This window comes from Duganella guangzhouensis, from assembly GCF_009674535.1.
Taxonomy (GTDB): domain Bacteria; phylum Pseudomonadota; class Gammaproteobacteria; order Burkholderiales; family Burkholderiaceae_D; genus Rugamonas; species Rugamonas guangzhouensis.
In genome coordinates this window covers 1-22,599 of sequence record NZ_WKJK01000027.1, presented here as the reverse complement: position 1 = coordinate 22,599, position 22,599 = coordinate 1, and the positions used below count along the sequence as shown (strand labels likewise).

General features: G+C 61.9%; 26 protein-coding genes and 1 other RNA gene. 11 read left to right on the top strand and 16 right to left on the bottom strand.

Translation table 11 applies throughout. The features are described 5' to 3' along the window. The first annotated feature begins 69 nt into the window (after positions 1–69). Positions 70–534 carry a carboxymuconolactone decarboxylase family protein gene (locus tag GJ699_RS31075; protein WP_154383300.1) on the top strand — a complete coding sequence of 155 codons (465 nt, stop codon included), beginning with the start codon at positions 70–72 and terminating at the stop codon, positions 532–534. Between the two features lie 145 nt (positions 535–679). Continuing rightward, a complete protein-coding gene (locus GJ699_RS31070; RefSeq protein ID WP_154383299.1) occupies positions 680–1,384 on the top strand; it encodes a PEP-CTERM sorting domain-containing protein in 705 nt (234 codons plus the stop codon). A 190-nt stretch (positions 1,385–1,574) separates the two neighbouring features. Here the strand turns inward: GJ699_RS31070 and GJ699_RS31065 are convergent, their stop codons facing one another. The 5 genes from GJ699_RS31065 to GJ699_RS31045 all read right to left on the bottom strand — a co-directional run bounded on the left by GJ699_RS31065 (position 1,575) and on the right by GJ699_RS31045 (position 6,049). Then, complete coding sequence (locus GJ699_RS31065; RefSeq protein ID WP_229262384.1) at positions 1,575–3,092, bottom strand: S10 family peptidase; 1,518 nt, start codon at positions 3,090–3,092, stop codon at positions 1,575–1,577. A 673-nt stretch (positions 3,093–3,765) separates the two neighbouring features. Continuing rightward, complete coding sequence (locus GJ699_RS31060; RefSeq protein WP_154383298.1) at positions 3,766–4,140, bottom strand: hypothetical protein; 375 nt, start codon at positions 4,138–4,140, stop codon at positions 3,766–3,768. Between the two features lie 45 nt (positions 4,141–4,185). Next, the gene (locus GJ699_RS31055; RefSeq protein ID WP_371867725.1) at positions 4,186–4,425 is read right to left on the bottom strand and encodes a helix-turn-helix domain-containing protein; all 240 of its coding nucleotides are present in this window, start codon (positions 4,423–4,425) and stop codon (positions 4,186–4,188) included. Between the two features lie 371 nt (positions 4,426–4,796). Next, positions 4,797–5,156: a transfer-messenger RNA gene (ssrA, locus tag GJ699_RS31050) on the bottom strand. Positions 5,157–5,302: 146 nt separating this feature from the next. Next, positions 5,303–6,049: a coiled-coil domain-containing protein gene (locus GJ699_RS31045; protein ID WP_154383297.1), complete on the bottom strand. Its 747-nt coding sequence runs from the start codon at positions 6,047–6,049 to the stop codon at positions 5,303–5,305. 224 nt (positions 6,050–6,273) lie between these two features. Between GJ699_RS31045 and GJ699_RS31040 the strand changes: the two genes are divergently transcribed. From GJ699_RS31040 to GJ699_RS31030, 3 genes are read left to right on the top strand one after another with little or no spacing between them, the layout of a single operon-like run. After that, entirely contained in the window at positions 6,274–6,918 is a 645-nt protein-coding gene (locus GJ699_RS31040) for a TetR/AcrR family transcriptional regulator (RefSeq protein WP_154383296.1), read from the top strand. Between the two features lie 29 nt (positions 6,919–6,947). Beyond that, positions 6,948–7,247 carry an antibiotic biosynthesis monooxygenase family protein gene (locus tag GJ699_RS31035; RefSeq protein WP_154383295.1) on the top strand — a complete coding sequence of 100 codons (300 nt, stop codon included), beginning with the start codon at positions 6,948–6,950 and terminating at the stop codon, positions 7,245–7,247. Between the two features lie 15 nt (positions 7,248–7,262). Continuing rightward, positions 7,263–7,565 (top strand): hypothetical protein, encoded by a 303-nt coding sequence (locus GJ699_RS31030; RefSeq protein WP_154383294.1) that lies wholly within the window; start codon positions 7,263–7,265, stop codon positions 7,563–7,565. Positions 7,566–7,574: 9 nt separating this feature from the next. Here the strand turns inward: GJ699_RS31030 and pncB are convergent, their stop codons facing one another. The 3 genes from pncB to GJ699_RS31015 form a co-directional block, all read right to left on the bottom strand. Beyond that, entirely contained in the window at positions 7,575–8,765 is a 1,191-nt protein-coding gene (pncB, locus tag GJ699_RS31025) for a nicotinate phosphoribosyltransferase (RefSeq protein WP_154383293.1), read from the bottom strand. Next, positions 8,762–9,670 carry a cysteine hydrolase family protein gene (locus GJ699_RS31020; RefSeq protein WP_154383292.1) on the bottom strand — a complete coding sequence of 303 codons (909 nt, stop codon included), beginning with the start codon at positions 9,668–9,670 and terminating at the stop codon, positions 8,762–8,764. Before GJ699_RS31020 ends, pncB begins: the two co-directional genes overlap by 4 nt. Before the next feature lie 91 nt (positions 9,671–9,761). Then, the gene (locus GJ699_RS31015) at positions 9,762–10,373 is read right to left on the bottom strand and encodes an FMN-dependent NADH-azoreductase (protein WP_154383291.1); all 612 of its coding nucleotides are present in this window, start codon (positions 10,371–10,373) and stop codon (positions 9,762–9,764) included. 100 nt (positions 10,374–10,473) lie between these two features. Here GJ699_RS31015 and GJ699_RS31010 point away from each other — a divergent pair, with 100 nt between their 5' ends. Then, a complete protein-coding gene (locus GJ699_RS31010; RefSeq protein ID WP_229262383.1) occupies positions 10,474–11,508 on the top strand; it encodes a LysR family transcriptional regulator in 1,035 nt (344 codons plus the stop codon). On the opposite strand, the gene GJ699_RS31005 is transcribed toward GJ699_RS31010, so the two are convergent. The 4 genes from GJ699_RS31005 to GJ699_RS34290 all read right to left on the bottom strand — a co-directional run bounded on the left by GJ699_RS31005 (position 11,486) and on the right by GJ699_RS34290 (position 13,973). After that, positions 11,486–11,791: a chaperone modulator CbpM gene (locus GJ699_RS31005; RefSeq protein ID WP_154383290.1), complete on the bottom strand. Its 306-nt coding sequence runs from the start codon at positions 11,789–11,791 to the stop codon at positions 11,486–11,488. The two genes, GJ699_RS31010 and GJ699_RS31005, sit on opposite strands and share 23 nt — an antisense overlap. 2 nt (positions 11,792–11,793) lie before the next feature. Continuing rightward, positions 11,794–12,747 (bottom strand): DnaJ C-terminal domain-containing protein, encoded by a 954-nt coding sequence (locus GJ699_RS31000; protein WP_371867723.1) that lies wholly within the window; start codon positions 12,745–12,747, stop codon positions 11,794–11,796. A 76-nt stretch (positions 12,748–12,823) separates the two neighbouring features. After that, positions 12,824–13,516, bottom strand: coding sequence for a beta/gamma-crystallin (locus tag GJ699_RS30995; protein WP_154383289.1), 693 nt, complete (start codon positions 13,514–13,516; stop codon positions 12,824–12,826). 118 nt (positions 13,517–13,634) lie between these two features. Then, a complete protein-coding gene (locus GJ699_RS34290) occupies positions 13,635–13,973 on the bottom strand; it encodes a beta/gamma crystallin-related protein (protein WP_195763688.1) in 339 nt (112 codons plus the stop codon). A gap of 97 nt (positions 13,974–14,070) precedes the next feature. Between GJ699_RS34290 and GJ699_RS30985 the strand changes: the two genes are divergently transcribed. Together GJ699_RS30985 and GJ699_RS30980 are read left to right on the top strand one after the other, a co-directional pair. Next, positions 14,071–15,429 (top strand): MATE family efflux transporter, encoded by a 1,359-nt coding sequence (locus tag GJ699_RS30985; protein WP_154383287.1) that lies wholly within the window; start codon positions 14,071–14,073, stop codon positions 15,427–15,429. A 111-nt stretch (positions 15,430–15,540) separates the two neighbouring features. Then, positions 15,541–17,766, top strand: a complete 2,226-nt coding sequence (locus GJ699_RS30980; RefSeq protein WP_154383286.1) for a S9 family peptidase — start codon at positions 15,541–15,543, stop codon at positions 17,764–17,766. Positions 17,767–17,818: 52 nt separating this feature from the next. On the opposite strand, the gene GJ699_RS30975 is transcribed toward GJ699_RS30980, so the two are convergent. Together GJ699_RS30975 and GJ699_RS30970 are read right to left on the bottom strand one after the other, a co-directional pair. Next, positions 17,819–18,010, bottom strand: a complete 192-nt coding sequence (locus tag GJ699_RS30975) for a CsbD family protein (RefSeq protein ID WP_154383285.1) — start codon at positions 18,008–18,010, stop codon at positions 17,819–17,821. Positions 18,011–18,083: 73 nt separating this feature from the next. Continuing rightward, entirely contained in the window at positions 18,084–18,716 is a 633-nt protein-coding gene (locus tag GJ699_RS30970; protein ID WP_154383284.1) for a class I SAM-dependent methyltransferase, read from the bottom strand. Between the two features lie 248 nt (positions 18,717–18,964). Between GJ699_RS30970 and GJ699_RS30965 the strand changes: the two genes are divergently transcribed. From GJ699_RS30965 to GJ699_RS30955, 3 genes are all read left to right on the top strand, one after another. After that, positions 18,965–19,261, top strand: coding sequence for a hypothetical protein (locus GJ699_RS30965; protein ID WP_154383283.1), 297 nt, complete (start codon positions 18,965–18,967; stop codon positions 19,259–19,261). A 93-nt stretch (positions 19,262–19,354) separates the two neighbouring features. After that, positions 19,355–20,182, top strand: coding sequence for an HDOD domain-containing protein (locus tag GJ699_RS30960; protein WP_154383282.1), 828 nt, complete (start codon positions 19,355–19,357; stop codon positions 20,180–20,182). A 151-nt stretch (positions 20,183–20,333) separates the two neighbouring features. After that, positions 20,334–20,612, top strand: a complete 279-nt coding sequence (locus tag GJ699_RS30955) for a flagellar protein FliT (protein ID WP_154383281.1) — start codon at positions 20,334–20,336, stop codon at positions 20,610–20,612. A gap of 60 nt (positions 20,613–20,672) precedes the next feature. Here the strand turns inward: GJ699_RS30955 and GJ699_RS30950 are convergent, their stop codons facing one another. Both GJ699_RS30950 and GJ699_RS34855 read right to left on the bottom strand, forming a co-directional pair. After that, positions 20,673–21,878: an aspartate aminotransferase type Ic gene (locus tag GJ699_RS30950; RefSeq protein WP_154383280.1), complete on the bottom strand. Its 1,206-nt coding sequence runs from the start codon at positions 21,876–21,878 to the stop codon at positions 20,673–20,675. Between the two features lie 57 nt (positions 21,879–21,935). Then, on the bottom strand, positions 21,936–22,599 hold a 664-nt coding region (locus tag GJ699_RS34855), incomplete at its 5' end, for an LPXTG cell wall anchor domain-containing protein (protein WP_229262382.1).

The window sequence follows — 22,599 nt, the reverse complement described above, 5'->3', positions numbered from 1 at the left end:
CGCGCGGGCGGCGCGTCTAACAGGGTATGGAAGGCGCGGTGCCTTCCGCTGACTCTGAAAGGTGACATCATGACTGCCCGTATCCCCTTCTTTCAACTTGCCCCGGCCAATTTGCAGGCCATGATCGCGCTGTCGGCGTCGGTCAAGAAAAGCTCGCTCGGCGCGCGGCTGGTGGAGCTGATTAATCTGCGCGTGTCGCAGATTAACGGCTGCGGCGTGTGCGTGGACATGCACTGGCGCGACCTCATCAAGCAGGAAGCCGAGCCGCGCCACCTGAATGCGCTGGCCGGCTGGCGCGAGGCGCCAGCATCGTTCTTCAGCGAGCGCGAGCGGGCGGCGCTGAACTGGGCGGAAGCGGTCAACGCCCTGCCGCAGCGCCAGCCCAGCGATACCGACTTCGCGCTGCTGCAGCAGCATTTCAGCGAGACCGCGATCGCGGAACTGAGCTACGCGATCGCGGCCATACGCGGTTGGAACGCCATCAACGCCAGTCTGCACAACCAGATCCCGGAAGTTCCGCCACCTGGATTTTAATTTCCCATAGATAATTTTAATAACTTTACGGAAATTAACATATCCGTAAAGCATGATCGTGCTATTGTGCGGGGGATGGCTGGGGGTGCCCAAAAAACTGCAGTTGCTGGCCGAGATATTTTTCTAATTTATGTACAGAATAACCATGAAACCAGCCAAACTGATCGCCTGCGCCGCCGCCCTCTCCCTCGCCTTCTCCACCGCCGCTTCGGCGGGGAATAGCAATTCCAGCAGCTCCAGCAGCAATAGCAATAACAACAGCAGCAACTCCAGCAGCCATAGCTCCAGCTCGAACTCCTCTAGCAACAGCAGCAGCAATAGCAATAGCAACAACAGCAGCAATGGCAACAGCAGCAGCAATTCCAGCAGCCATAGCTCCAGCTCCAGCAACAACAGCAGCAATAGCAACAATAGCGGCAACAACCAAAGCAACACCGGCAGCACCTACACCTACGACGCAGGAAGCAACTCCGGTAGCAGCTTCACGAGCAATAGCAGCAACTCGTCGGAAAGCAGCCATTCCTCGGGCAGTGGCAGCAGCAGCAGTTCCAGCAGTGGCAGCAGCAGCAATTCGGGCACCAGCAGTTCCAGCAGCGGCAGCAGCAGCGGTTCCAGCAGCAGCGACGCTGGCAGCAGCACCGACACCACGACCACGGACACCACCCCGTCGCAAACCAGCACCACGGAACCGATCGACACCAGCAGTACCGACACCACGTCGCTCGGCACCACCACCATCCCGTCCTCGACCAGCATCACGTCGGCGGTGCCGGAACCAGAAACCTACGCCATGCTGCTCGCCGGTCTGGCCGCGCTCGGCCTGATGAGCCGTCGCCGCAAGCAGAAGTAAATCATCCCTCCGGGAGCAAGCCGCACAGCCGTGCGGCTTTTTTTTCGCCCGCCGTCCCGCAGCGCGGCAAAAAAAAAGCCCGCTCAAGGAGCGGGCTGAAGTCTATTTCCTTGGAGGAGAATAGAGGAGACAAGTGAATTATGCTGCATCACGGCATATAAATCAAATTTCAATTTTCAATGATAGATATTCACTTAGAGAATAACGCTTGCGCATCACGCTTAAACGACTGCGCCGAGCCATCACGGCTATAGAACATATGGCCACCCGGATACACCGCCAACCGCGCCGGTGCCGCCATCGCCGCCGGCATCTGATCCAGAATCAGCGCCGAAGCGAAGTACGGGCAAGACAAATCGTTATACCCGTGTGCAATCAGCACCCCCATCTTCGGATCGTTGGCCATGGCCTGACGCAAATCGCCCACCGGCTTATCCTGGGTAACGCCACGATCCCACAAGCTGTTCACCTCATACGACAGCGCCTTGTACTGAGTATCCGACTTCCAGCCCACCTCGCGGGTGACAAAATCCACCATCGCACTGGTTGACGGCGCAATCAGCGCATTCAGAATCGGATCACCCGACTTGCGCTCGGCCGAGGCCGGGAACGGATCGTAAGCCGTGACATTGGAGTCATACACCGAGCCAATCTTCTTGTCGGCACGATGCAACTCGCGCAGGAAAGTGTTGATGTCCAGACGGCCATCCAGACGACCGACAACGGTTGGATCGATACCGGTGAGGCCCGCCACCTTGTCCACCAGTCGCGCCACCGCAGCCGGGTCCGAGCGGCCCGCCAGCAAATCGGTGGCGAACTGGCTACGGGTATAAGCCTCGATGCCGCGCATCGCCGCCGGCGTCAGCTGCTGCTGGGTTTCCAGATGCGACGCCGCCATCGACGGCAGATTAATCATCCACGGCAGCGGCGACAGCGCCGTATCGTCACCGATCGCGGCCGGATCGAGATACGGCGACACCATAATCAAACCCTTGACGCCGATGCCCAGCTGGGTTTGCAGCTCATAAGCAATGCGCGGCGCGCGGTAGCCGCCGTAAGACTCGCCCATCAGGAATTTCGGCGAGCGCAGACGACCATTCTTGACCAGCCAGTCATACACAATGCGCGACAGGTACTTGATGTCCGGTTCGGTCGCGTAAAAATCGGTCTTGGTCTTGGCCGGCTCCTCCAGCGAGCGGCTGAAGCCGGTACCGATCGGATCGATGAACACCAGATCGGTCATATCCAGCCAGGTATGCGGGTTATCCTTCAACTCCGACGAATCCGACGGCGCATCGCCCGCCGCGCCAAACTGCACCCGGCGCGGGCCAATCGCGCCCATGTTCAGATACACCGACGACGCGCCCGGCCCACCATTAAACGCAAACGTCACCGGCCGATTGGGCGCACTGCCCGGCACCACATAGGCCGTGTACACCACCTCGCCAATCACCTTGCCCTTGGCATCGCGCACCTTGATCGAACCGACCGTGGCGTCGTAATGCAAAGGCTTGCCGTTCAGTTGTATCGTCTGACGGACAGTTTTATCCTCGGACATCGGCGGCAAATCGAGGTCGGGCTTGTTATCCGATTTGGCTTTAACATCAGCCGCCGCAGCGGCAGTATCAGCAGCATGCGCGAACGACGCGCCGCCCGCCAGCAAGCCCGCCACAGCCAGCACGCGGGCAAATTTGAACATAGTTGTCATAGGCATGGAATCCTTACATGAAGTCGTTGCGCACCTCTGCGCAATCGCCAAGCATAGCAGCTTGCCGAGCGGAAAACCAAAGAAAAACGCCCAAGTTAAACTACTCTGAAATCCCAAAGGAGGCCCATCTGACGGCAAGCGAATCGCCGCCACTAGCCACCAATACCTTGCCAATGACTTGCCTGGCAGCAACACAAAGAATACGGCCCGCTGTCCGTTTTGCCAAAAAAAAGCCCGCTCAAGAGGCGGGCTGAAGTCTATTTCCTTGGAGGAGATAGAGGAGACAGGTGAATTATGCTGCGCCACGACATATAAATCCAATTCCTAATTGCGATGAGGGACATTCACAGTTGAGATAATCCAGGAAGGGGCAAAATAAAAACGCCATCACGAGGACGGCATTCAGGGTATTGCGTTGTTCGGTGGTGGAATGACGGCGGGAATCGAACCCGCGTCCGCAAGCACCTTTAAAAACAACAACATACGTAGTACAACATCAGTTCGATAAGCGCTAAACACCCCCACTATTACCCCCAGATTTTATCGCTATTAATGCCCTCAACTGGGCGCCCGTAGATAAACTCTCCGGCTAGCAAAAAGTTGCAACACCGTTTTTTACTGTACACACGCACAACATCAAGAGTCGTCACTGACCGTGCCGATTCGCACCAGTTTAAGCTGCCTTCGCTTGCTCTAGCGCCGCAGCGAAGGTCGGGAATTTTTCCTTCTTGTAGAAGTAATTAAAGCCGTCAAAGAAGATACTGTACTTGTCCATCAGGATAAGCATTTCCTCCTCATATTGCGCTTGCGTTTTGACGGGTGCTTCGATGGCAGGGAGCTCGCGCTGGCAGAAACGGCAGACGACTGCTTCTGCCTTCACTACTTCTGCACAAGAAGGACATTTACGCATGCTGCCGTCCTCAATCGATTTCTCCTCTAGCGCCTTGACGTTCTTCGACACCAGCAAGGCATGAGTGTTCGTTTGCTCGCAGAATTGCCCACTCCGATTGACCCACCTTCCACTGCCTGGCAGATGCAGCGCGGTCATATGACCCTTCATAGCCCAGCCCCTTAAGTTCTAAGTGGAGCTGCTTCAGATTGCGACGTTGCTTTCGGGGCTTGTGCCTGCCTCGGCCTTGAGCCAAGCCGACAGCTGCACAGAATATTTGTCTAAGAGACTTGATGATCGCCGCTCCGTATAGGAGGGCTCGGTGATTTCCGACCGCAAGTATCGCCGGACGGTATTGCGGGAGATACCCAGTCGCCTGGCGATCTCTCGAAGGGGAACCTGGTCACGAAGGTGCCAGCGTCGAATTATGCCTAATAAATCCACGTCAATCACTCCGATCTCCTGTCGAAAGGACAGGAAGGATTGTGCTATGAACGTGGGTCAGATTCCGTTGCAAATTCGTGGGGAAGGTGGGTCAATTTTCAATGCGACTTAACACACCACCGTCTGCCAACTTCTTGCCACGTTCCGCAGCGGTTGCGAACGCCCTAACAGCCTTATCCGTAAGCTTGGATAACCCGATACCCCAGCCATCAAATTCCCCCTTGTTCGTTTCCCGAGGATACCCCCGTTAATACCCCCAGTATCGCCGGACGGGGTTGGACTTGGCAAGATGGGGTTAGAGGCTAAGTGTCTGGAAATACAAAAGAAAACGCCGTCACTTGGACGGCGTTAGATGCTACTAGATGAATTTGTGGTGGAGACGGCGGGAATCGAACCCGCGTCCGCAAGCACTCTACAGACAGTTCTACATACTTAGCACTATCATTTAATTTAACCCGGACGGCACGGATGTGCACGTTACGTACAGGCGATTCACCTTAAATTTAGCGCTGCTCCAAGTGACCCGTTGCAGCGCGATTCCCTGTAAATGACTCCTTGACTTTTAACGGTCCGCCCCAGGGAAGAAGCGTTTAGGAGCTAACAGCCCTTAGGCTGCCAGTGCGTACGAGTTATCGTTTGCAGTTATTGATTTCTGGGTGTATTTACGAGGTAACCAGCCCTCGGTATGCCCTGCTCTGCTTTGCAACCCACGTCGAAACCAGGTCGTCCCCACAGACCTTTCATTCTACAGTACTTTCCTCGCCGCCGCCATGACGTCAAACGCCGGTCACATTCGGCGGCTATGATGTTCACATCAGCGCCCCACGCGGGCGGTTCTACCGGCGCCGGCGGTCGGGAAATATACCGGCACCAATTCTTAGTAGACCTTGAGCAGCATCCCTGCTATCCCTAGCAGGCTGGCCATGAGTAGCCCGGCCAGCCAGCGGAACTGGGCATCGCTGCGGTCCATGCGCTTGGCGCTTTCGTCAATGACGGTGTCGATCCTCGCGGTGGTTTCCCGCTGTAGTTCAAAAATGCGGGCATCCAGCAGGCGGGTGGTGGCCAGCGTTTCCTGATGCTGTTCTTTGATCCGCTCCTCGACTTGTAATATGGCCTTCTGCAGGACTTCAAATTGTTGCTGCGTTGCCTTCCGCAGCTCAGCGAGCTGCTCTCGCGTTTCCACTCGTAGTGCGCCAATTTGTGCCCCTGTTTCCACTCGGAGTGCGCTAATTTGCGCCCCTGTTTCCACTCGGAGTGCGCCAATTTGCGCTCCTGCTTCCGCTCGGAGTACGGCAATTTGCTCTCGCGTTTCATCTCGCAGCGCGGCAATTTGCGCTCCCGTTTCTGCTCGTAGTGCAGCAATTTGCTCTCGCGTTTCCACGCGTAGCGCGGCGAGTTGCTCTTGTGTCGCCATGAATTGGCGTTGCGTGTCCGCGCGCAGCGCTTCGATCTGTTCCAGCAGCGACATCAGCTGTTGATGCCCTTCCCGCCGCACTTCGGCAATCTGCGCCTGTACAAGCAAGAAATGCTGCTGCATTTCTTGTCGCAACACATCGATCCGCGCGTTGACTTCGCGGAAGCTATCGCTGGTTTCGCTGCGTAAGGTGTCGATCGCGGTATCCATCACTTCATCCTCGTGAGCACGATAGGGACTGTCAAGCTGAGCCGGCGCGCGCATGGTGGTCTCCGTGGGTCTAGCGCTGAGCTTAGGAGCACTAATGCAGCGCTAACTGACGCAAATCAAACGTGCGCCTGTTGTTGCGCCGCAGCACACGCTTGACGTTTTCTGAATACCTGCGGCTGCCTGTATTAAAATGACATCATCGACATTCCGCCCGCGACTCCGCCATGCATGATGCCGCCATCACCGCTGTCCCTGTCCCGAAGAAACGCGGGCGCCCGCAGAAGGGCGAAAGCGGCGGCCTGCGCGCGGCGCTGATCGAGCAATCGGCGCTGCTGTTCCGCACCAAGGGCTACGACAACACCACGGTGCGCGATATCGCGGCCGCCACCGGCATTCAGGCCGGCAGCTGGTTCTACCATTTCAAGACCAAGCAGGACATTCTGGCCGCCATCATGGAGCAAGGCATGCGGCACGCGCTGACCGAGGTGGAATCGATTGCCGCCCAGCCGCTGACGCCCAAGGTGATGCTGCACCGGCTGGTGGAGGCGCATCTGCACACGCTGCTGGCGCCCGATCATCATTTCATTGCGGTGCTGCTGTATGAATGGCGCTCGCTGGACCAGGCGTCGCGCGCGCGCATCAGCGCGCTGAAGGACCGCTATGAGGCGGTGTGGGATGGTGCGATTGCGGCGCTGCACCAGTCGGGCGACTGGCAGTCGCCGTCGCAGTTCGACCGTCTGCTGATCTTCGGCGCGCTGAACTGGACGGTGCAATGGTACAAGCCAGGCAACGGCGCCGATGTGCCGGAACTGGCGCGCCAGGCCATGCGTTTCATTCTGCGCACGCCGGCCGCAGTTGAGGCACAATAGCAGCATCTACTATCGTCTTGGAACTGCTTATGATTTACGAAATCGCCGAACTGTATATCCAGCCCGATGCCCACGACGCCTTCCAGGCGGCGGTGACCAAGGCGGTGCCGATCTTCAAGGCCGCCACCGGTTGTCTGTCGATGCGTCTCGACCGCGACATCGAGGTGCCCGATACCTATCACCTGGTGATCGGTTGGGCCACGCTGGAAAACCATACGGTCGATTTCCGCGGCAGCAGCGGTTTCCAGGACTGGCGCGGCCTGGTCGGCGGCTATTTCGCCCAGCCGCCCAAGGTGGAGCACTTTGCCACGGTGGTGGCAGGCTTTTAAGCAAGGGAGGCCATCATGTCTCGCAGCATTCATCGCAACTTCGCGCAGGTGAGCGACGCCGAAAGCGCCCGCAGTGCGCTGCTGTCCAGCGGTTTTCCACAATCCAGCGTCAAGCTGAGCAAGCACGCCGCGCTGCCGCCGAATGTGGCCACCAGCACGGTCGGCAATCTGTTCGATGCGTTGACGCCGGGCGGCCCGGCGGCGGCAGCGGCGGCGCGCCAGCGCAGCGGCGCCATGCTGACGGTCGATGTCTATGACGACGACGACCGCGACAAGGCCGACGCCATCATGGGGGGCTACGGCGCCAGCGACGCCTGAGCCGCCGGCTCACAAAGGATGGTTGAATACTTGCCGTAGATAGGCCAGGAAAGTTTCGTCCCTGCACACTGTCTTGCCCGGCGAGTCGGACAGCTTGGCCACCGACTGGCCGTTGCACGTCACCAATTTCATGACGATGTTCAGCGGCGCCAGCCCGACATCGTTGGTCAGGTGCGTGCCGATGCCGAAGCCGGTCATGATGCGGTCGGCAAAATGGCGGTATAGCGCGATCGCGCTGTCCAGGTTCAGGCCGTCCGAAAACACCAGTCGCTTGGTGCCCGGGTCGATGCGCAGCGCGGCGTAGTGGGCGATGGCTTTCTCGCCCCACGCCACCGGATCGCCGGAATCGTGGCGCAGGCCGTCGAACAGCTTGGCGAAATACAGGTCGAAGTCATCCAGGAAGGCATCCATGCCGACCACGTCGGTCAGGGCGATGCCAAGGTCGCCCCGGTACTCCTGCACCCACGCTTCCAGCGACGCTTTCTGAAAGTCGCGCAAGCGCACCCCGAACGCCTGGAACGATTGCATGTATTCATGCGCCATGGTGCCGATCGGGATCAGGTTGAATTTCATCGCCTGGTAGACGTTGGAAGTGCCCTTGAAATACTCGGGCACTTCGCGCGCCAGCCGCTGCACCACTTCGTCATGCCAGACCGCCGAGTAGCGGCGCCGGGTGCCGAAGTCCGACAGTTCAAACGGAAAGCGCTGCGCCGGTTCGGTGCCAAACGCCTTCAATTTGGCGATCTTGGCGCTCAGCCGTGCGCGCCCCTCGGCCAACGCGGCGGCCTGGTCGAAGCGGCGGAAGTACAGTTCGTTGACGATGTACAGCACGTAAATCTCAAAGCCCATCACATGCACCTGCGGGCCGGCGGCGTGGATCACCAAGGTGTCGCCATCGGCGCGCACTTCGATGAATTTGCGCTGGAAGCGGAACACGGTCAGGAAATCGATGAAGTCGCTCTTCATGTAACGCAGCGAGCGCAGATAGCTCAGTTCCTCATCGCTGAAACCCATCGAGCACAGGTGATCGAGTTCGCGTTCGATTTCGGGCAGCAGCTCGGTCAGCGGAAACGCCGGCGTGTTACGGCAGACGAATTCATATTCAGCGTGCGCGCCCGGCTGCCCATGCAGCAGCGCCTGCCACATGGAGAATTTGTACAGATCGGTTTCCAGCAGGCTGCGCACGATCGGTGGCTTCATGCGGTCTCCACGGCGTCGGCCACCGGGCGGCTGGCGTTGTCCAGCAGTTCGGCCAGCACCTCGGTCGATGGCAGCAGTTGCACACCGCGCGCGCTCATCGCGGCCAGGAAGTCGTGGTACTGGGCGGCAAAGCCGTTCACCGGGCTGATGCAGTCGGTCACCAGCACCAGCTTGCGCAACGCGTCGGCGCCGTATTCCTGTTCGAAGTAATCCGCGATGTGTTCCACCGTGGCCTTGACGCAGTGGCTGCCGGCCTCGCCGGCCACGTAGATGCGGTCGGCCTCGGCCAGCGTGCGCACGAATTTGAAGTTGAACTGGGTGTCCGGATCGTCGGCGTCGGGCACTTCGGCCTGTACTGCGGAATAGTGTTCGGTCCACGGGTTGGAGCCTTTGGCCAGCTTGGCCACCATGCCCAGCGCGGCGTCTTCCCACTGGTTGTAGGCGGCGCGCACGTCGGCGTGGACGCTGTTGCCCCAGCTGCCAATCTCGCAGTGCACCGGCCATACCATCAGCTTGTAGCGGCCGGCCGCTTCCAGCCGGTCCAGATAGTTCAGCACCAGCGGCAAGGCGGCTGGATGGCGTGGCTGGAATTTATGCGCGCGCACGTCGGCGGCGCTGATTTCGGTGAAGGGGGTGACCGCCGCGCCATCGGCGGCCAGCCAGAAACCTGGGTGGGCGATGTCAAAGCGGTGGTGGGAGTCGAGGGTGACGCTGATCGCGCTCAACCCGGCACGGCCACGGTTGATCAGGGTGGCCAGCCGCAGCATGTCCTGGTGGGCGCCGGGCACCGGCAGCGTCGGCCGCAACGGCTGGCGGCTGACGGGGTCGGTCGGGCAGTAGCTATCCGGCAGGTCGCAAAAGTCGTTTTGCGGGTCTATCATCAACAGATGCAGATTCCGTTTCATGTATGGCTCCGTGGGCAAGAGCCAACATGATACCGCAGCCCTTGCGCGGCCGGGCTGCGGTGATGCCGCGCAGGTTAAACGCTGGGGAAGCTTAGGCGGCGATCGCTTCGATCTGGGCGCGGCTCTTGGCCAGCGCGGCGTTGACCGCCTCTTCGCCCATGGCCACGCCTTCAGCCACGATGAAGGTGACGTCGGTCATGCCGAGGAAGCCCAGCACCGAGCGCAGGTAGGTGGTGGTGTGGTCATACGCGGCGGCCGGGCCGCTGCTGTAGGCGCCGCCGGTGGCAACGATCACGTACACTTTTTTGCCGGTGACCAGGCCTTCCGGGCCGTTGGCGCCGTATTTGAAGGTGCGGCCGGCGCGCGCCACGTGGTCGATCCAGGCTTTCAGGCCGGAGGTGACCGAGAAGTTGTACATCGGCGCGCCGATGACGATGGTGTCGGCGGCCAGCAGTTCGTCCACCAGCGTGTCCGAGGTTTTAATGGTGAAGGCTTGTTCGGCGTTGCGCTGCTCGGCCGGGGTGAAGTAGGCGCCCAGCATTTGCTCGGTCAGGTGCGGCACCGGGCTGTTGGCCAGGTCGCGCGTGACCACGGTGGTGGCGGGATCGGCGGCCTGCAGTTTGGCGATGAATTCGCCGCCCAGTTGGCGGGTCAGGGAGCCGGTGCTGCGCACGCTGCTGTCGATGTGGAGTACTTTTGCCATGATGCGTATCCTTTCGGTTGGAGTATGGACGCATCATAGAACGTTTATAATATCGATGAAATGCGGTTTATTTCTATTTCATTTATCGAGAATTTCGATCATGCGTGATCCCGGCCTGCCCTCGCTCGACCAGTTGCGTGTCTTTATCGCCGTCATCGACCACGGTGGCTTTGCCCATGCGGCGCGCGCGCTGCACCGCACCCAGTCGGTCATCAGTTACACCATCGCCAATCTGGAAGAGCAGCTGAATATCGCGCTGCTGGACCGCAGCAAGCGCAAGCCGACGCTGACCGAGGCCGGCAAGGCGCTGCTGGCCGACGCGCGCGCGGTGTCGCTCAAGGTGGACGGCATGCGCGCCCGCGCCAAGGCGCTGTCGGCCGGGCTGGAGGCCGAGGTGTCGCTGGTGGTCGATGTGATGTTCTCGACCTGCAAGCTGGTGCGGATTCTGCACGCCTTCCAGAAGGAATTCCCGACCGTGGCGATGCGCTTGCGCACCGAGGCACTGGGCGCGGTGACCCAATTGGTGGTGGATCAGACCTGCCACATCGGCATCAGCGGCTGGATGCCGGGCACGCCGGATGTGATCGAACGCCAGGCCTGCGGTTTTGTGACCATGGTGCCGGTGGTGGCGCCCGAACATCCGCTGGCGCAGATCGACGGTGTGATTCCCAGCGCCATCCTGCGCGAGCACACACAGCTGGTGCTGACCGACCGCAGCACGCTGACCGCCGGCCAGGATTTTGGCGTGCTGGCGCTGCGCGACTGGCGGCTGGGCGATCTGTCGTCCAAGCACGCGCTGCTGCGCAATGGCATCGGCTGGGGCAATATGCCGGTCGAGTTTGTGCAGTGGGATCTGGACGCGGGCCGGCTGGTGCAGCTGCAGATTGCCGAGGGTAGCTCGTTCAGCTTCCCGCTGTATGTGATCCGGCGCGGCGATGACGAGCCGGGCCCGGCCACGCGCTGGCTGATGCAGCAGTTCATGGAGCTGGAGCAGCCGGAGGCGGCGCCAGACGATGCGCGCACCGGCGGCGCGCCGCTACCGGCCCACGCTTATCACGCGCTGGACGGACGGCGGCCGGCCAAGGCCGCATCGGAAGTCGCAGTGGCGGCGGCTATTTCACTCCGGCCGCGCTGAGCTTGCCGCGCAGGCGGCGGATTTCTTCCGACAGGTCGACCACCAGCGCCGCCACGTCGTCATTGGCGTCGAAGTCGCGCTCGATCTGGCACAGCCGGCGCGCGCGCACCAGGTCGGCGCTGGTGAAGCGCCAGCCGCCGCTGTCGTCGGGCGCGTCGTCCAGCAAAATGCCGGTGCGCACCCGCGCCACCACCCAGTCATGCTCAACGGCGCAGGCTTGCGCCAGTTCTTCCAGCGTCAGCGCGGCGTCGTCCACCACGATCGCGGTTAGTGCTTGTCCCATGCTCATCCTCCCGCGCGCGGATTGAAAGCCAGCTCGCGCGCCATGGTTTGATACAGTTCGCGCGCCTTGTCGCTGCTGGCCGGCGGCAACACCACCTCCAGCAGCAGATACAGGTCGCCCGCTTCCTTGCCGGGAATGCCGCGTCCGCGCAGGCGCAGCTTGCGCCCGCTTTGCGATCCGGCCGGCACCGTCACATTGACCTTGCCCGACGGCGTTTGCACTTCGATGTCGCCGCCCAGCGCCAGTTCCCACGGCGCCACCGGCACCGTTTCGTAGACATCGCGGCCGTCGATGCGGTAGCGCGCATGCGGCCGGAATTGGATTTCCAGATACAGATCGCCCGGCCCGGCCGCGCCCGGCTGGCCCTGGCCCGACAAGCGCAGCTGCTGGCCGGCGGTCACGCCTTGCGGGATGTTGACGCTGAGATTGCGCTCGCGCGTGACGATGCGGTCCTGGGCATCGCGCTCGGCCACCATCAGGCTGATGGTGCGGGTGGCGCCAAGGTAGCTGTCGCTGAGATCGATGGTGATGCTGGCGTGGCTGTCCTCGCCACGCTGCGGCGCCGCCTGCCGGCGGCGGCCGCCGAAGTTGGCGAACAGGTCGGCAAAGAAGTCGCTGTCGGCGCCGCCAAAACCGCCACCCATGCCGCCACCTGGGCCACCAGGGCCACCCGCGCCGCCGCCGCCAAAGCCACGCCCCCAGTCCGGCGGTGGCCGGAATTGCTGGCCTGCCCGGTACTGGTGGCCGCGCCCCAGCTCGTCGTAGGCGGCGCGTTTTTCGGGGTCGCCCAGCACGCCGTAGGCTTCGTTGATGTCCTGGGTTTTCAGCTGCGCGTCGGCTTCCTTGCTGACGTCCGGATGGTATTTGCGCACCAGCTTGCGGTACGCCTTTTTGATCTCATCCTCGCTGGCCGTTTTGGCCACGCCCAAGGTCTGGTAGTAATCCTTGTATTCCACGTTGCCTGCTCCGATATTAGGTCGCTGCCAGTCTAGCGCAAATACCCTCGCCCTGCTCGCGGGCGACCTCTATCGTTTAGCGGACCCGGCGCACCGACGAGATGCGGTTGTTCATGTCGTTGAGGAACTCGTAGCGGCCCGGATTGAGCACGATGCATTTGCCGCGGAAGTCGGCGTGTTCGCACAGCTCCCAGCTGCCTTCGTTGACGATGACGGAGCCGGCTTTGTCGTTGAAGTCGAGGTCGTCCAGCGTGCGCACATTGCCCTGCAGTTCGACGCGGCGGCCGTCGAAGCCGGCGCGGGCGAACAGCACGATCGGTTCCGGCCGGCCATAGCCGCCACGGTCGCCGCGATCGCCACGGTGGTCATCGCGGTCGCCACGGTCGTCGCGGTCATAACGGCGGTCGTCGCGGTGGTCATCGCGATCATAGCGGTCGTCACGGCCGCCCACTTCGCGCACCGACGACACCTGGTCGTTGAAACCCTGCAGCTGGCGGTACTCGCCGCGCTGCAGCGTGATGCAATGGCCCTGGAAGCCGGCGTGCTGGCACAGTTCCCAGGTGCCGGAGCGGACGATCACGCTTGAGGTGCGGTCGTTGAAGCCGAATTGCACCAAGTCCGGGGTGGCGCCGCGCAGCGTGACCGAGCGGCCGGCGAAATTGTCGTCGGCGTACAGCGTGACTTCGCCGGCGTGGGCGGCGGCGGCCGCCAGCGAAACGCTGCCCAGCAGCACGGTGGAGGAAATCAGGCGGGAGAAAAAGCGGTTCATGATGAGATCAGAGGTAGTGGGTGGACAGGTCAGCAACGCGCCCGGCGACGCCGCCGCTGACAGAAAAATGTAGCCAAATTGCAAGCAATTGTAAGGCGGCAGCGCTGGCGCGTGGCGTCTATTTACGCTCGGCGCGCTGCTCGCGGCTGTCGGCGCCGATTTCGCGCGCCGAAGAGATCATGTTGTCGAAGCCCTTCAACTCGGCGTACTGCCCTTCCTTGAGGATCATGCAGCGGCCTTTGTAATGCTTTTCCGCGCACACTTCCCACTGCCCCTTGTTCACCACCACGCTGGAGGTGGTGTCGTTGAAGCCGGCAGGATCGAGATCGGGCGTGGCCTCGTGCAGCTTGATCGCCGGGCCGCCGAAGTGTGCGCGCGTGTACAGCGTGATCTCGCCGGCCGAGGCGGCGCCGCAGCAGACGGCACCCAACAAGGCGGCGGCTATGAGTTTGTGCATCGAGCATCTCCGAAAACGGGCTGAACCGGCATGATAACGCAGCCAAATCGTTAGTAACACAGTAAAATTGTCTGTTTCTGTAACGCCCCGCCCGCCTATGCCACATACTTTTACCGTCCCGAATATCCGCCGTGAGATGGCCGCCATGTGGCAGTTGGCCTGGCCGGTGCTGATCGGCCAGCTGGCCAATGTCGGCATGGGCGTGGCCGACGTCGCCATGACCGGCCACAGCAGCGCCGACGAGCTGGCGGCGGTGTCGCTGGGCGCCTCGGTGTGGGGCATCATCATGGTGACGGTGACCGGCGTGATGATGGCGGTCAACAGCATCGTCGCCCACGATGTCGGCGCCGGCGCGCTCGACAAGCTGCCGCACACGGTGCGGCAAGCGCTGTGGACCGGCCTCGGCGTCGGCGTGGCGGCGGCGCTGCTGGCCAATCTGGCGACGCTGGTGTTCGACCATCTGTACCTGACGCCGCATGTGCAGCACCAGGCCACGCTGTTCGTCCACATCATCAGCATCGGCCTGCCGCCGTTTGCGGCCTACCGCGCGCTGTACGGCTACAGCACCTCGATCAACCAAACCAAGCCGGTGATGTTGATCGCGCTGCTGGGCCTGCTGTTCAATGTGTTCGTCAACTGGCTGCTGGTGTTCGGCCATTGGGGCTTGCCGGCGCTGGGCGGGGTCGGCTGCGCGGTCGCCACTGGACTGTGCATGTGGCTGATGCTGGCCGCGATGCTGCTGTGGATGCGCTGGGCGCCGGCCTACCGCGCCAGCTATCCGTTCTCGCACTGGGAATGGCCACACTGGCCAGAAATCCGCAGCACGCTGCGGCTGGGCCTGCCGATCGGCGTCACCTATTTTGCCGAGGTCAGCGCGTTTGGCGCGGTCAGCCTGCTGGTGGCGCGCTATGGCGTGGTGCAAGTGTCGGCGCACCAGATCGCGCTCAATTTCAGTTCCTTGACCTTCATGGTGCCGCTCAGCTTTGGCATCGCGCTGATCACCCGTGTCGGCCAGGCCATGGGCGAAGGCCAGCCGGTGCGGGCGCGCTTTGTGGCCTGGGTGGGGGTCGGCATGGCGCTGGCGTTCGGTGTGCTGTCGGCGCTGCTGATGGTGTTGTTCCGCCACCAGATCGCGGCCGCCTACACCTCGGACCTGGCGGTGCAGGCGCTGTGCGCCTATCTGCTGCTGTACGCGGCGCTGTTCCAGCTGTCGGACGCGACCCAGGTCGCCACTTCCAGCGCGATACGCGGCTACAAGGTGACGCGGCCGCCGATGCAAATCCAGCTGCTGGCGTTCTGGGGTTTCGCGCTGCCGCTGGGCTGCTGGCTGGGGCTGGGTCACGACATGGCGGCGGCCGGTTTCTGGATCGGCCTGACCATCGGCCTGACGGTGGCGGCGGTGCTGCTGAGCTGGGCCTTGCACCGGCTGGCGCTGGCGCGCGTGCGCGAAGGCTGAGGCGGCGGCCGAAGAAAAAGCGGTTTTCCGCCACGGATTCCCAATCTTGCCGTCTCGCCACGGCCGTGTACGTCTGGTATCGTCTCGGATTCTGCCTATTAGAGAGACCCCATGCGCTTCATACTCTGCTTCCTCGCGCTGCTGGCCGGCGCCACCGCCACGGTTACCGCATCGGCCGACCAATTGACGCTGGACCGCATCCACAGCGATCCGTCGCTCAGCGGTCCCGGCGTGCGCAACCTGAAAGTGTCGCCGGACGGCGCCCGCGTCACCTTCCTGCGCGGCCGCGACGACAACCAGTTCCAGCTCGACCTGTGGGAATACAACCTGAAGGACAAGAGCACACACCGCCTGGTCGACTCGAAAATCCTGGTGCCGGAAGAAAATCTGTCTGACGCGGAAAAAGCGCGCCGCGAGCGCGAGCGGATTGCCGCCTTCAAGGGCATCCTGAGCTACAGCTGGTCGCCGGACGGCAAGCGCCTGCTGGTGCCGATCGCCGGCAATTTGTACCTGATCGATGTCAGCAAACCGGACGCGGCGCGCATGGTCGCTTCCGGCAATGTGTTCGATCCGAAAATCTCGCCGCAGGGCCGCTATGTATCGTTCGTGCGCGACCAGAACCTGTATGTCATCGACCTCAGCACCGGCAAGGAAAAGCAGCTGACCACCGATGGCAAGGCCAACATCCACAACGGCGAAGCCGAGTTCGTGGCACAGGAAGAAATGGGCCAGACCACCGGCTACTACTGGGCGCCGGATGATTCCGCCATCGCCTACAAGCGCTACGACGAAACCCCGGTGCCGGTGGTGCGTCGCTTTGAAATCTTCGCCGACCGCACCGAGGTGGTCGAGCAGCGCTACCCGGCCGCCGGTGATCCGAACGTGCTGGTCGAGCTGAAAATCGTCTCGCCCGAAACCGGCGCCATCCGCGACGTCGACCTCGGCGCCAACAAGGACATCTACCTGGTGCGCGCCGACTGGGCCGGCAACAGCAAAACGCTGCTGTTCCAGCGCCAGAGCCGCGACCAGAAGAAGCTGGAACTGGTGTCGGTCGACGCCGCCACGCTGGCGCAAAAAGTGCTGGTCACCGAAACCTCGCCGACCTGGGTCAGCATCTTTGACGACCTGCGCTTCCTGGCCGACAACAAGGGCTTCATCTGGTCGTCCGAGCGCAGCGGCTACAAGCATCTGTACCTGTACGACATGAACGGCAAGCTGAAGCACGCGATCAGCAAGGGCGACTGGGGCATCGAAGCGCTGCTGGCGGTGGATGAAAAGAATGGCCGCGTGTTCGTCTCGTCCAACCGCGACGCCATCATCGACAAGCAAACCTACGCGCTCAAGCTGGACGGCAGCACGGCCGACAAGCCACAACGCGTAACCCAGGGCGACGGCTGGCACGACGCCACCTTCGCCCGCAACGGCGAGGTGTTTGTCGACACCTATTCGAATCCGAGCACGCCGCCGCAGATCAGCATCCGCCGTCCGGACGGCGCCATGATCGAATGGCTGGAGCACAACGAACTGAACGCCAGCCACCCATACGGCAAGTATCTGGACGCGCACCTGAAAACCGAATACGGCACGCTGAAAGCCAAGGATGGCCAGACGCTGTACTACTCGATGATCAAGCCAGCCAACTTCAATCCGGCCAAGAAATATCCGGTGTTCCTGTTCACCTACGGCGGCCCGCATTCGCAGCATGTGCAGCGCAAGTGGGGCAACTTCTTTGACCAGTACATGGCGCAGCAAGGCTTCATCGTCTGGCGTCTGGACAACCGTGGTTCGGGCCGCCGCGAGCGCGCCTTCACCGATGCCAACTACCATCAGCTGGGCCGGGTCGAAGTGCAGGATCAGCTGACCGGCGTTGAATGGCTGGGTCAGCAAAGCTATGTCGATGCCAAGCGCATCGGCGTGTTCGGCTGGAGCTATGGCGGCTTCATGACGCTGCGCCTGCTGGCCGAAGCGTCGGACAAGATCGCGATGGGCGTGTCGGTGGCGCCGGTGACCGACTGGTCGCTGTATGACACCCACTACACCGAGCAGTTCATGGGCACGCCAAAAGAAAACGCGGCTGGCTATGAATACAGCGGCGTGTACTCGCATCTGGATGGGCTGACCTCGCCGCTGCTGCTGATGCACGGCATGGCCGACGACAACGTGCTGTTCACCAACACCACGCGCATGATCGATGCGCTGGTCAAGCGCAATGTGCACTTCGAACTGATGACCTATCCGGGCGCCAAGCACGGCATCAGCGGCCGCGCGCCGCAGCGCCATGTGTACGGCAACATCGCGGACTTCTTCAAGAAAAATCTGAAGCCGGAATCGAACTGAAACACAAACAGCCGCTGAAAAGCGGCTGTTTTTTTACGTGGCGGGCAAACCGTTAGTTACGGTTGCCTTTGGCCACATCTTCCACGGCTTCTTTGGCATCGCCATAGCCTTTCTGGATTTTGCCTTCAGCCTGTTTGTTCAGACCCTTTGCTTGCTGCTCCGAGCTGCCGACCAGCTTGCCGGCCTCTTCCTGAATTTTGCCGCCGATTTCTTTGGCTTTGCCTTTGACTTGATCCTTGTTCATGATGAACTCCTTGGTAGCTAAAGGACACACAGCCCAGCGCTGTGTGCATGGATCTACTATAGGCCGCTGATCGTCAGGCTTCCGTGCGCTCGCGAACGCAACGCCACACACTGGCCAGCCACGGCTGCTGCTCGCGTGGCAGGCCGTCGGGCCGATAGTAATGCCGCACCGCACTGAAACCAGCCGCAAGCAAATAACGCTCCCAGCTTTCGTAATCGTAGTAGCTGCCATAGCGCGGACCATTCCAGCCTTCCTGGTTGTGACCGCGCGGATTGGAGCTGAACAGCACCCCGCCGGTTTTCAGCGCAGCATGCAAGTCGCGCAGCACCTTGGGCAGCGCGGCGCTGGGGACGTGGAATAGCGAGGCATTCGCATAGATGCCGTCGAACGATTGCGGCGGCAGGTCCAGCTGCACAAAATCCTGCTGCCAGACCTCACAGCCGCTGTAAGCGCGCGCCATCTCGACAAAGCGCGCCGCACCGTCAACGCCAACCGCCTCGTGACCCATCGCCTTGAAAGTCTTCAGATCGCGCCCCGGCCCGCAGCCCAGATCCAGCAGCCGCCACGGCGCCGGCGCCTCGATCGCATCCAGCAAGGCGGCGATGTTTTGACGCACATCGTGGTCGATCGTCCCGGCGAAAAACTGTTCGGCGGTCCGCTCATAATGCCGTAGCGTGGTCTGCGTAATGTCTTGAATCTTGTCCATTTTTTGCCATGAGAATACAGGTACCCCCGCTATTTTCTCACTGCGTCGGGAGACCTTACTATTTTGGATGCCTATTTCGTACTAATACTAATAAATTTGAACTAGCACACTGCACGACAGTCTAAGGAGTAGCAGCCAGCAGAAATTAGATCAAAATAGATAGGAGAAATAGCATGATCCCCGCACGCATCGATTTCATACCACCGGCCACGCGCACATCTTGAAAGCTACCTCTTCCTCACACGTAGATGGTCAACAGCGTCGCCGGCGATGGCCGCAACGCGTGGCGCGACCTCTGGGTGCTGCTGCCCGGGGAACGCAACTGGGCCAACGCCGCCCGGCTGCGCGCACAACTCAGCAAGCGCCTGGATCATCAGCCGCTGTCGCCGGCGGAAGCCATTTCGGAAGCCGCCAAGGCGATGAACACCACGCTGAATGCCGCCATGCTGCTGATCAAACACGTCGATCACCAATCCACCACCATCACCGAGCGCCGCCTGCCAAAAAATCGCCGCGAACACGACCTGATGGACGACGATTACTGAAAAGCGACGAAAGACTCCCAAACCTCTTCTGGTATGAGAAGATTCCCTATATAGTTAGCCTATAGCAACGCGCCTATTACCGAGGAGATAAACATGAAACTTGATGCCCTGTTCCAGAATCCAACTGCGTTGCCTACCGCGCCTAAAGTCGTGGAAGAGCTGATCAGCAGTTTCGACAAGGCCAGCGTCTCGACCGAAGAGATCGCGAAAAAATTGTCGACGGATCCTGTGCTGAGCGCCAAGCTGCTGCGCCTGGCCAACTCGGCCTACTACCACGTCTCGCGCAGCATCGGCACCGTCGAAGACGCCGTGCTGATGCTTGGCTTTGTCACGGTCCGCACGCTGGTCATCAGCTCCGGCCTGGTCAGCGGCTTCAAGACCGTGCCCGGCCTGGATCTCAAGCAGTTCTGGAAATACAGCCTGCACACCGCCGTCTGCGCCAAGTGGATCGCCAAGAAAACCAAGGAAAACACCGACCTCGCCTTCACCATCGGCATGATGCACGCGATCGGCCAACTGGTGTTGCACTCGGCCGCGCCGGAACAGGCGATGGCGCTGGACAAGGTGGCCGGTCCGATGGACCCGCGCCGCCTGGACGCCGAACAGGCATCGCTGGGCTATACCTTTGCCGACGTCGGCGCCGAACTGGCCAAACGCTGGAAATTCCCACACACCTTCTCGGAAACCATCTCGGCCTTCCCAGAACCACACCACAATGGCGAACTGAACCGTCTGGCCGCCGTGGTGGCGCTGGCCGCCTGGCGCGCGCGCGTGGCCCAGGCCGGTCTGAACGACGATGAAATCTCCGCCTGCTACCCGGTCGACCTGGCCGAGGAACTGGGCCTGGACGATAACGCCCTGATCGACGACATGCCGCCACCGGACGAACTGAGCGCCGGCCTGGATGAGCTGGTCAATTAATTAATTTTTCATCATCAAAATCCGCCTGTTTTACCGCAGGCGGATTTTTTTTCGACTTTTTTCAAATTTTTTTCAAAAAACCCTAAAGTTCCCGCTCAAGGCGACGTTAATCCAGACATGCGGTAGTCCGCGCTAACTAGCCAGGTGGGTTATGACCTCTTCCGAAGTCCTCTCGATGTACGAAAATATTGCCGGTTTGACCAATCAAATGGCAGCCGCCGCGCGTATCGGAGATACCAGCCGCCTGAGCAGCCTGGAAGCGCAATGTGCTACCGAGGCCAGCGCCACCAGCACCGGCGTACCCGCCCTGGCCGGCGCCCAGCGTCTGCGCAAGATCGACCTGCTGAAGCAAATCCTGGCCAACGACCGCGAAATCCGCGACTTGACCGATCCCTGGATGAACAACATCCCCGGCATGGCCCGTCAATAAACCGGCCCGCCCCGCTGAAAAAGCGCCCCAGTCATCGCGACTGCGGCGCTTTTTTCATTCTCAGCCCTCCAACGCCAGCCGCAGCGACAGCGCGATCCCCTGCGCCGCCTGGTTGATTTCCTGCAGCGACGGGAAGCTCGGCGCGATGCGCAGGTGACGGTCGCGCGGATCGACGCCGTACGGGAAGGCCGCGCCGGCCGGCGTCAGCGTGATGCCGGCTTCCTTGGCCAGCGCCACGGTGCGCTTGGCGGCGCCGTCCGGCGTGATCAGATCGATGAAATAACCGCCTTCCGGCAGCGTCCATGACACACCCGGCACCTCGCCCAGATAGTGCTGGAACTGCGCCAGCACCGCATCAAACTTCGGTTTCAGCAGTTGGCGATGTTGTTCCATCAATGCTTCCACTGTCGCCACGTCCTTCAGCAGCGCGACGTGGCGCAACTGGTTGATCTTGTCCGGGCCGATGCTGCGGAAGCCGGCGTGTTTGGTCCACCACGCGATATTGGCCGGCGAGGCCGCCAGCGCCGCCACGCCCGAACCGGCCCAGCTCACCTTGGACGAGGACGCGAACACGATCGCGCGGTCCGGGTTGCCGGCCTGAACGCAGGCGTCCAGAATATTGGCCACCGCCAGCTTGCGCTCGCCCAGATGGTGGAAGCGGTAAGCGTCGTCCCACATCAGGCGGAAGTCCGGCGCCGCCGTTTTCATCGCCGCCAGACGCTGCACCACCCGCTCCGAATACACCACGCCGCCCGGATTGCTGTACTTCGGCACGATCCACATCCCCTTGATGCTGGCGTCCTCGGCCACCAGTTTCTCGACCAGATCCATGTCCGGTCCCTCGGCGTTCATCGGCACGTTGATCATCTTGATGCCGCGCACCTCGCAAATCGAGAAGTGGCGGTCATAGCCCGGCACCGGGCACAGGAAGGTCACCGGATTTTGCACCCACGGCGCGTGGCCGGGCACGCCGTTCAGCAGCGCGTAGACAATCACGTCATGCATCAGCGCCAGGCTGGAGCTGCTGTCGACCACCACCTGCGCGGCCGGCACGTCCAGCAGCTGGCCGAACAGCGCGCGCGCTTCCGGCAGGCCGACGCCGCCGCCGTAGTTGCGGCAGTCGGTGCCATCGGCGGCGAGGTAGCTGGTCAGCGCGCCGGTCAGCGCGTTGGACAGGTCCAGCTGCTCGGGCGCGGGCTTGCCGCGCGACATGTCGAGTTTAAGACCGAGTTGTTGGAAGGCTTGATATTGTGCTGCGACGCTCATCGGGGACTCTTTCAATGGAGGAAAAAACACTACCAACCACTATATCCCAGAATGCCGCTACTCCGCTTGGGCTGGCTCCGCCGCCGGGGCGGTGGCGGGGGCCGGGGCGGCGGCCGGAGCGGATTCTGCGGCCGCAGCCGCGTCTTCCGGTTTCTTCTTGCGGAAGCCCTGCCAGATTTTCAGCGGTCCCTTGCCGACCCGCTTCTTGCGCCACCAGATGAAGCCCGCGCCGGCCAGCGCCAGCAGCCCGACAGCGCCAATCGCCAGCGGCACGGTATTGCTGGAGGCTTCCTCGGGCGGTTTTTCTTTCTTGTATTTCAGCTTGGGCAGCACGCGCACCTGCTTGGTCGCCACCGGCGGCGTACTGGCCGCCCCCTCGGCCGACGCCGCCCCGGAAGCCGCAGCCTCCCCCGCCGCCGATGATGCCGATGCCGCAGCCGATGCACTCGCTGACGACGCGCCACCCGCCGTCGAAGCCGCCCCGCCAGCCGCTGCCTCAGCCGCATGCGCTTCCGTCTCGCCCTTGCCGGCCATGCTGACCGACGCGCCGGGCGTGGCAGCGGCCCCTTTCGCATCCGCCGCCGGGCTGGCACCGTGCGGCGCGGCCTCACCCGCGCCCTGCCCCTTGCCCGTCGTCGCAGCCTTGCCCGCTCCCGCATCAGCGGACGCAGGACCAGCACCTTTCGCCGCCGGCGCGCCATGCGTGGCGCCGTCGGCTGCA

Bases quoted from the DNA above. Each gene is read 5' to 3' on its own strand.
- GJ699_RS31075 (WP_154383300.1), top strand. From the start codon at position 70: ATGACTGCCCGTATCCCCTTCTTTCAACTTGCCCCGGCCAATTTGCAG.
- GJ699_RS31070 (WP_154383299.1), top strand. From the start codon at position 680: ATGAAACCAGCCAAACTGATCGCCTGCGCCGCCGCCCTCTCCCTCGCC.
- GJ699_RS30955 (WP_154383281.1), top strand. From the start codon at position 20,334: ATGACCTCTTCCGAAGTCCTCTCGATGTACGAAAATATTGCCGGTTTG.
- GJ699_RS30995 (WP_154383289.1), bottom strand. From the start codon at position 13,516: ATGAACCGCTTTTTCTCCCGCCTGATTTCCTCCACCGTGCTGCTGGGC.
- GJ699_RS31035 (WP_154383295.1), top strand. From the start codon at position 6,948: ATGATTTACGAAATCGCCGAACTGTATATCCAGCCCGATGCCCACGAC.
- GJ699_RS30965 (WP_154383283.1), top strand. From the start codon at position 18,965: ATGGTCAACAGCGTCGCCGGCGATGGCCGCAACGCGTGGCGCGACCTC.
- pncB (WP_154383293.1), bottom strand. From the start codon at position 8,765: ATGAAGCCACCGATCGTGCGCAGCCTGCTGGAAACCGATCTGTACAAA.
- GJ699_RS31005 (WP_154383290.1), bottom strand. From the start codon at position 11,791: ATGGGACAAGCACTAACCGCGATCGTGGTGGACGACGCCGCGCTGACG.
- GJ699_RS30960 (WP_154383282.1), top strand. From the start codon at position 19,355: ATGAAACTTGATGCCCTGTTCCAGAATCCAACTGCGTTGCCTACCGCG.
- GJ699_RS31015 (WP_154383291.1), bottom strand. From the start codon at position 10,373: ATGGCAAAAGTACTCCACATCGACAGCAGCGTGCGCAGCACCGGCTCC.
- GJ699_RS31045 (WP_154383297.1), bottom strand. From the start codon at position 6,049: ATGGATACCGCGATCGACACCTTACGCAGCGAAACCAGCGATAGCTTC.
- GJ699_RS30970 (WP_154383284.1), bottom strand. From the start codon at position 18,716: ATGGACAAGATTCAAGACATTACGCAGACCACGCTACGGCATTATGAG.
- GJ699_RS31030 (WP_154383294.1), top strand. From the start codon at position 7,263: ATGTCTCGCAGCATTCATCGCAACTTCGCGCAGGTGAGCGACGCCGAA.
- GJ699_RS30985 (WP_154383287.1), top strand. From the start codon at position 14,071: ATGCCACATACTTTTACCGTCCCGAATATCCGCCGTGAGATGGCCGCC.
- GJ699_RS30980 (WP_154383286.1), top strand. From the start codon at position 15,541: ATGCGCTTCATACTCTGCTTCCTCGCGCTGCTGGCCGGCGCCACCGCC.
- GJ699_RS31040 (WP_154383296.1), top strand. From the start codon at position 6,274: ATGCATGATGCCGCCATCACCGCTGTCCCTGTCCCGAAGAAACGCGGG.
- GJ699_RS34290 (WP_195763688.1), bottom strand. From the start codon at position 13,973: ATGCACAAACTCATAGCCGCCGCCTTGTTGGGTGCCGTCTGCTGCGGC.
- GJ699_RS31010 (WP_229262383.1), top strand. From the start codon at position 10,474: ATGCGTGATCCCGGCCTGCCCTCGCTCGACCAGTTGCGTGTCTTTATC.
- GJ699_RS31060 (WP_154383298.1), bottom strand. From the start codon at position 4,140: ATGACCGCGCTGCATCTGCCAGGCAGTGGAAGGTGGGTCAATCGGAGT.
- GJ699_RS31065 (WP_229262384.1), bottom strand. From the start codon at position 3,092: ATGACAACTATGTTCAAATTTGCCCGCGTGCTGGCTGTGGCGGGCTTG.
- GJ699_RS30950 (WP_154383280.1), bottom strand. From the start codon at position 21,878: ATGAGCGTCGCAGCACAATATCAAGCCTTCCAACAACTCGGTCTTAAA.
- GJ699_RS30975 (WP_154383285.1), bottom strand. From the start codon at position 18,010: ATGAACAAGGATCAAGTCAAAGGCAAAGCCAAAGAAATCGGCGGCAAA.
- GJ699_RS31020 (WP_154383292.1), bottom strand. From the start codon at position 9,670: ATGAAACGGAATCTGCATCTGTTGATGATAGACCCGCAAAACGACTTT.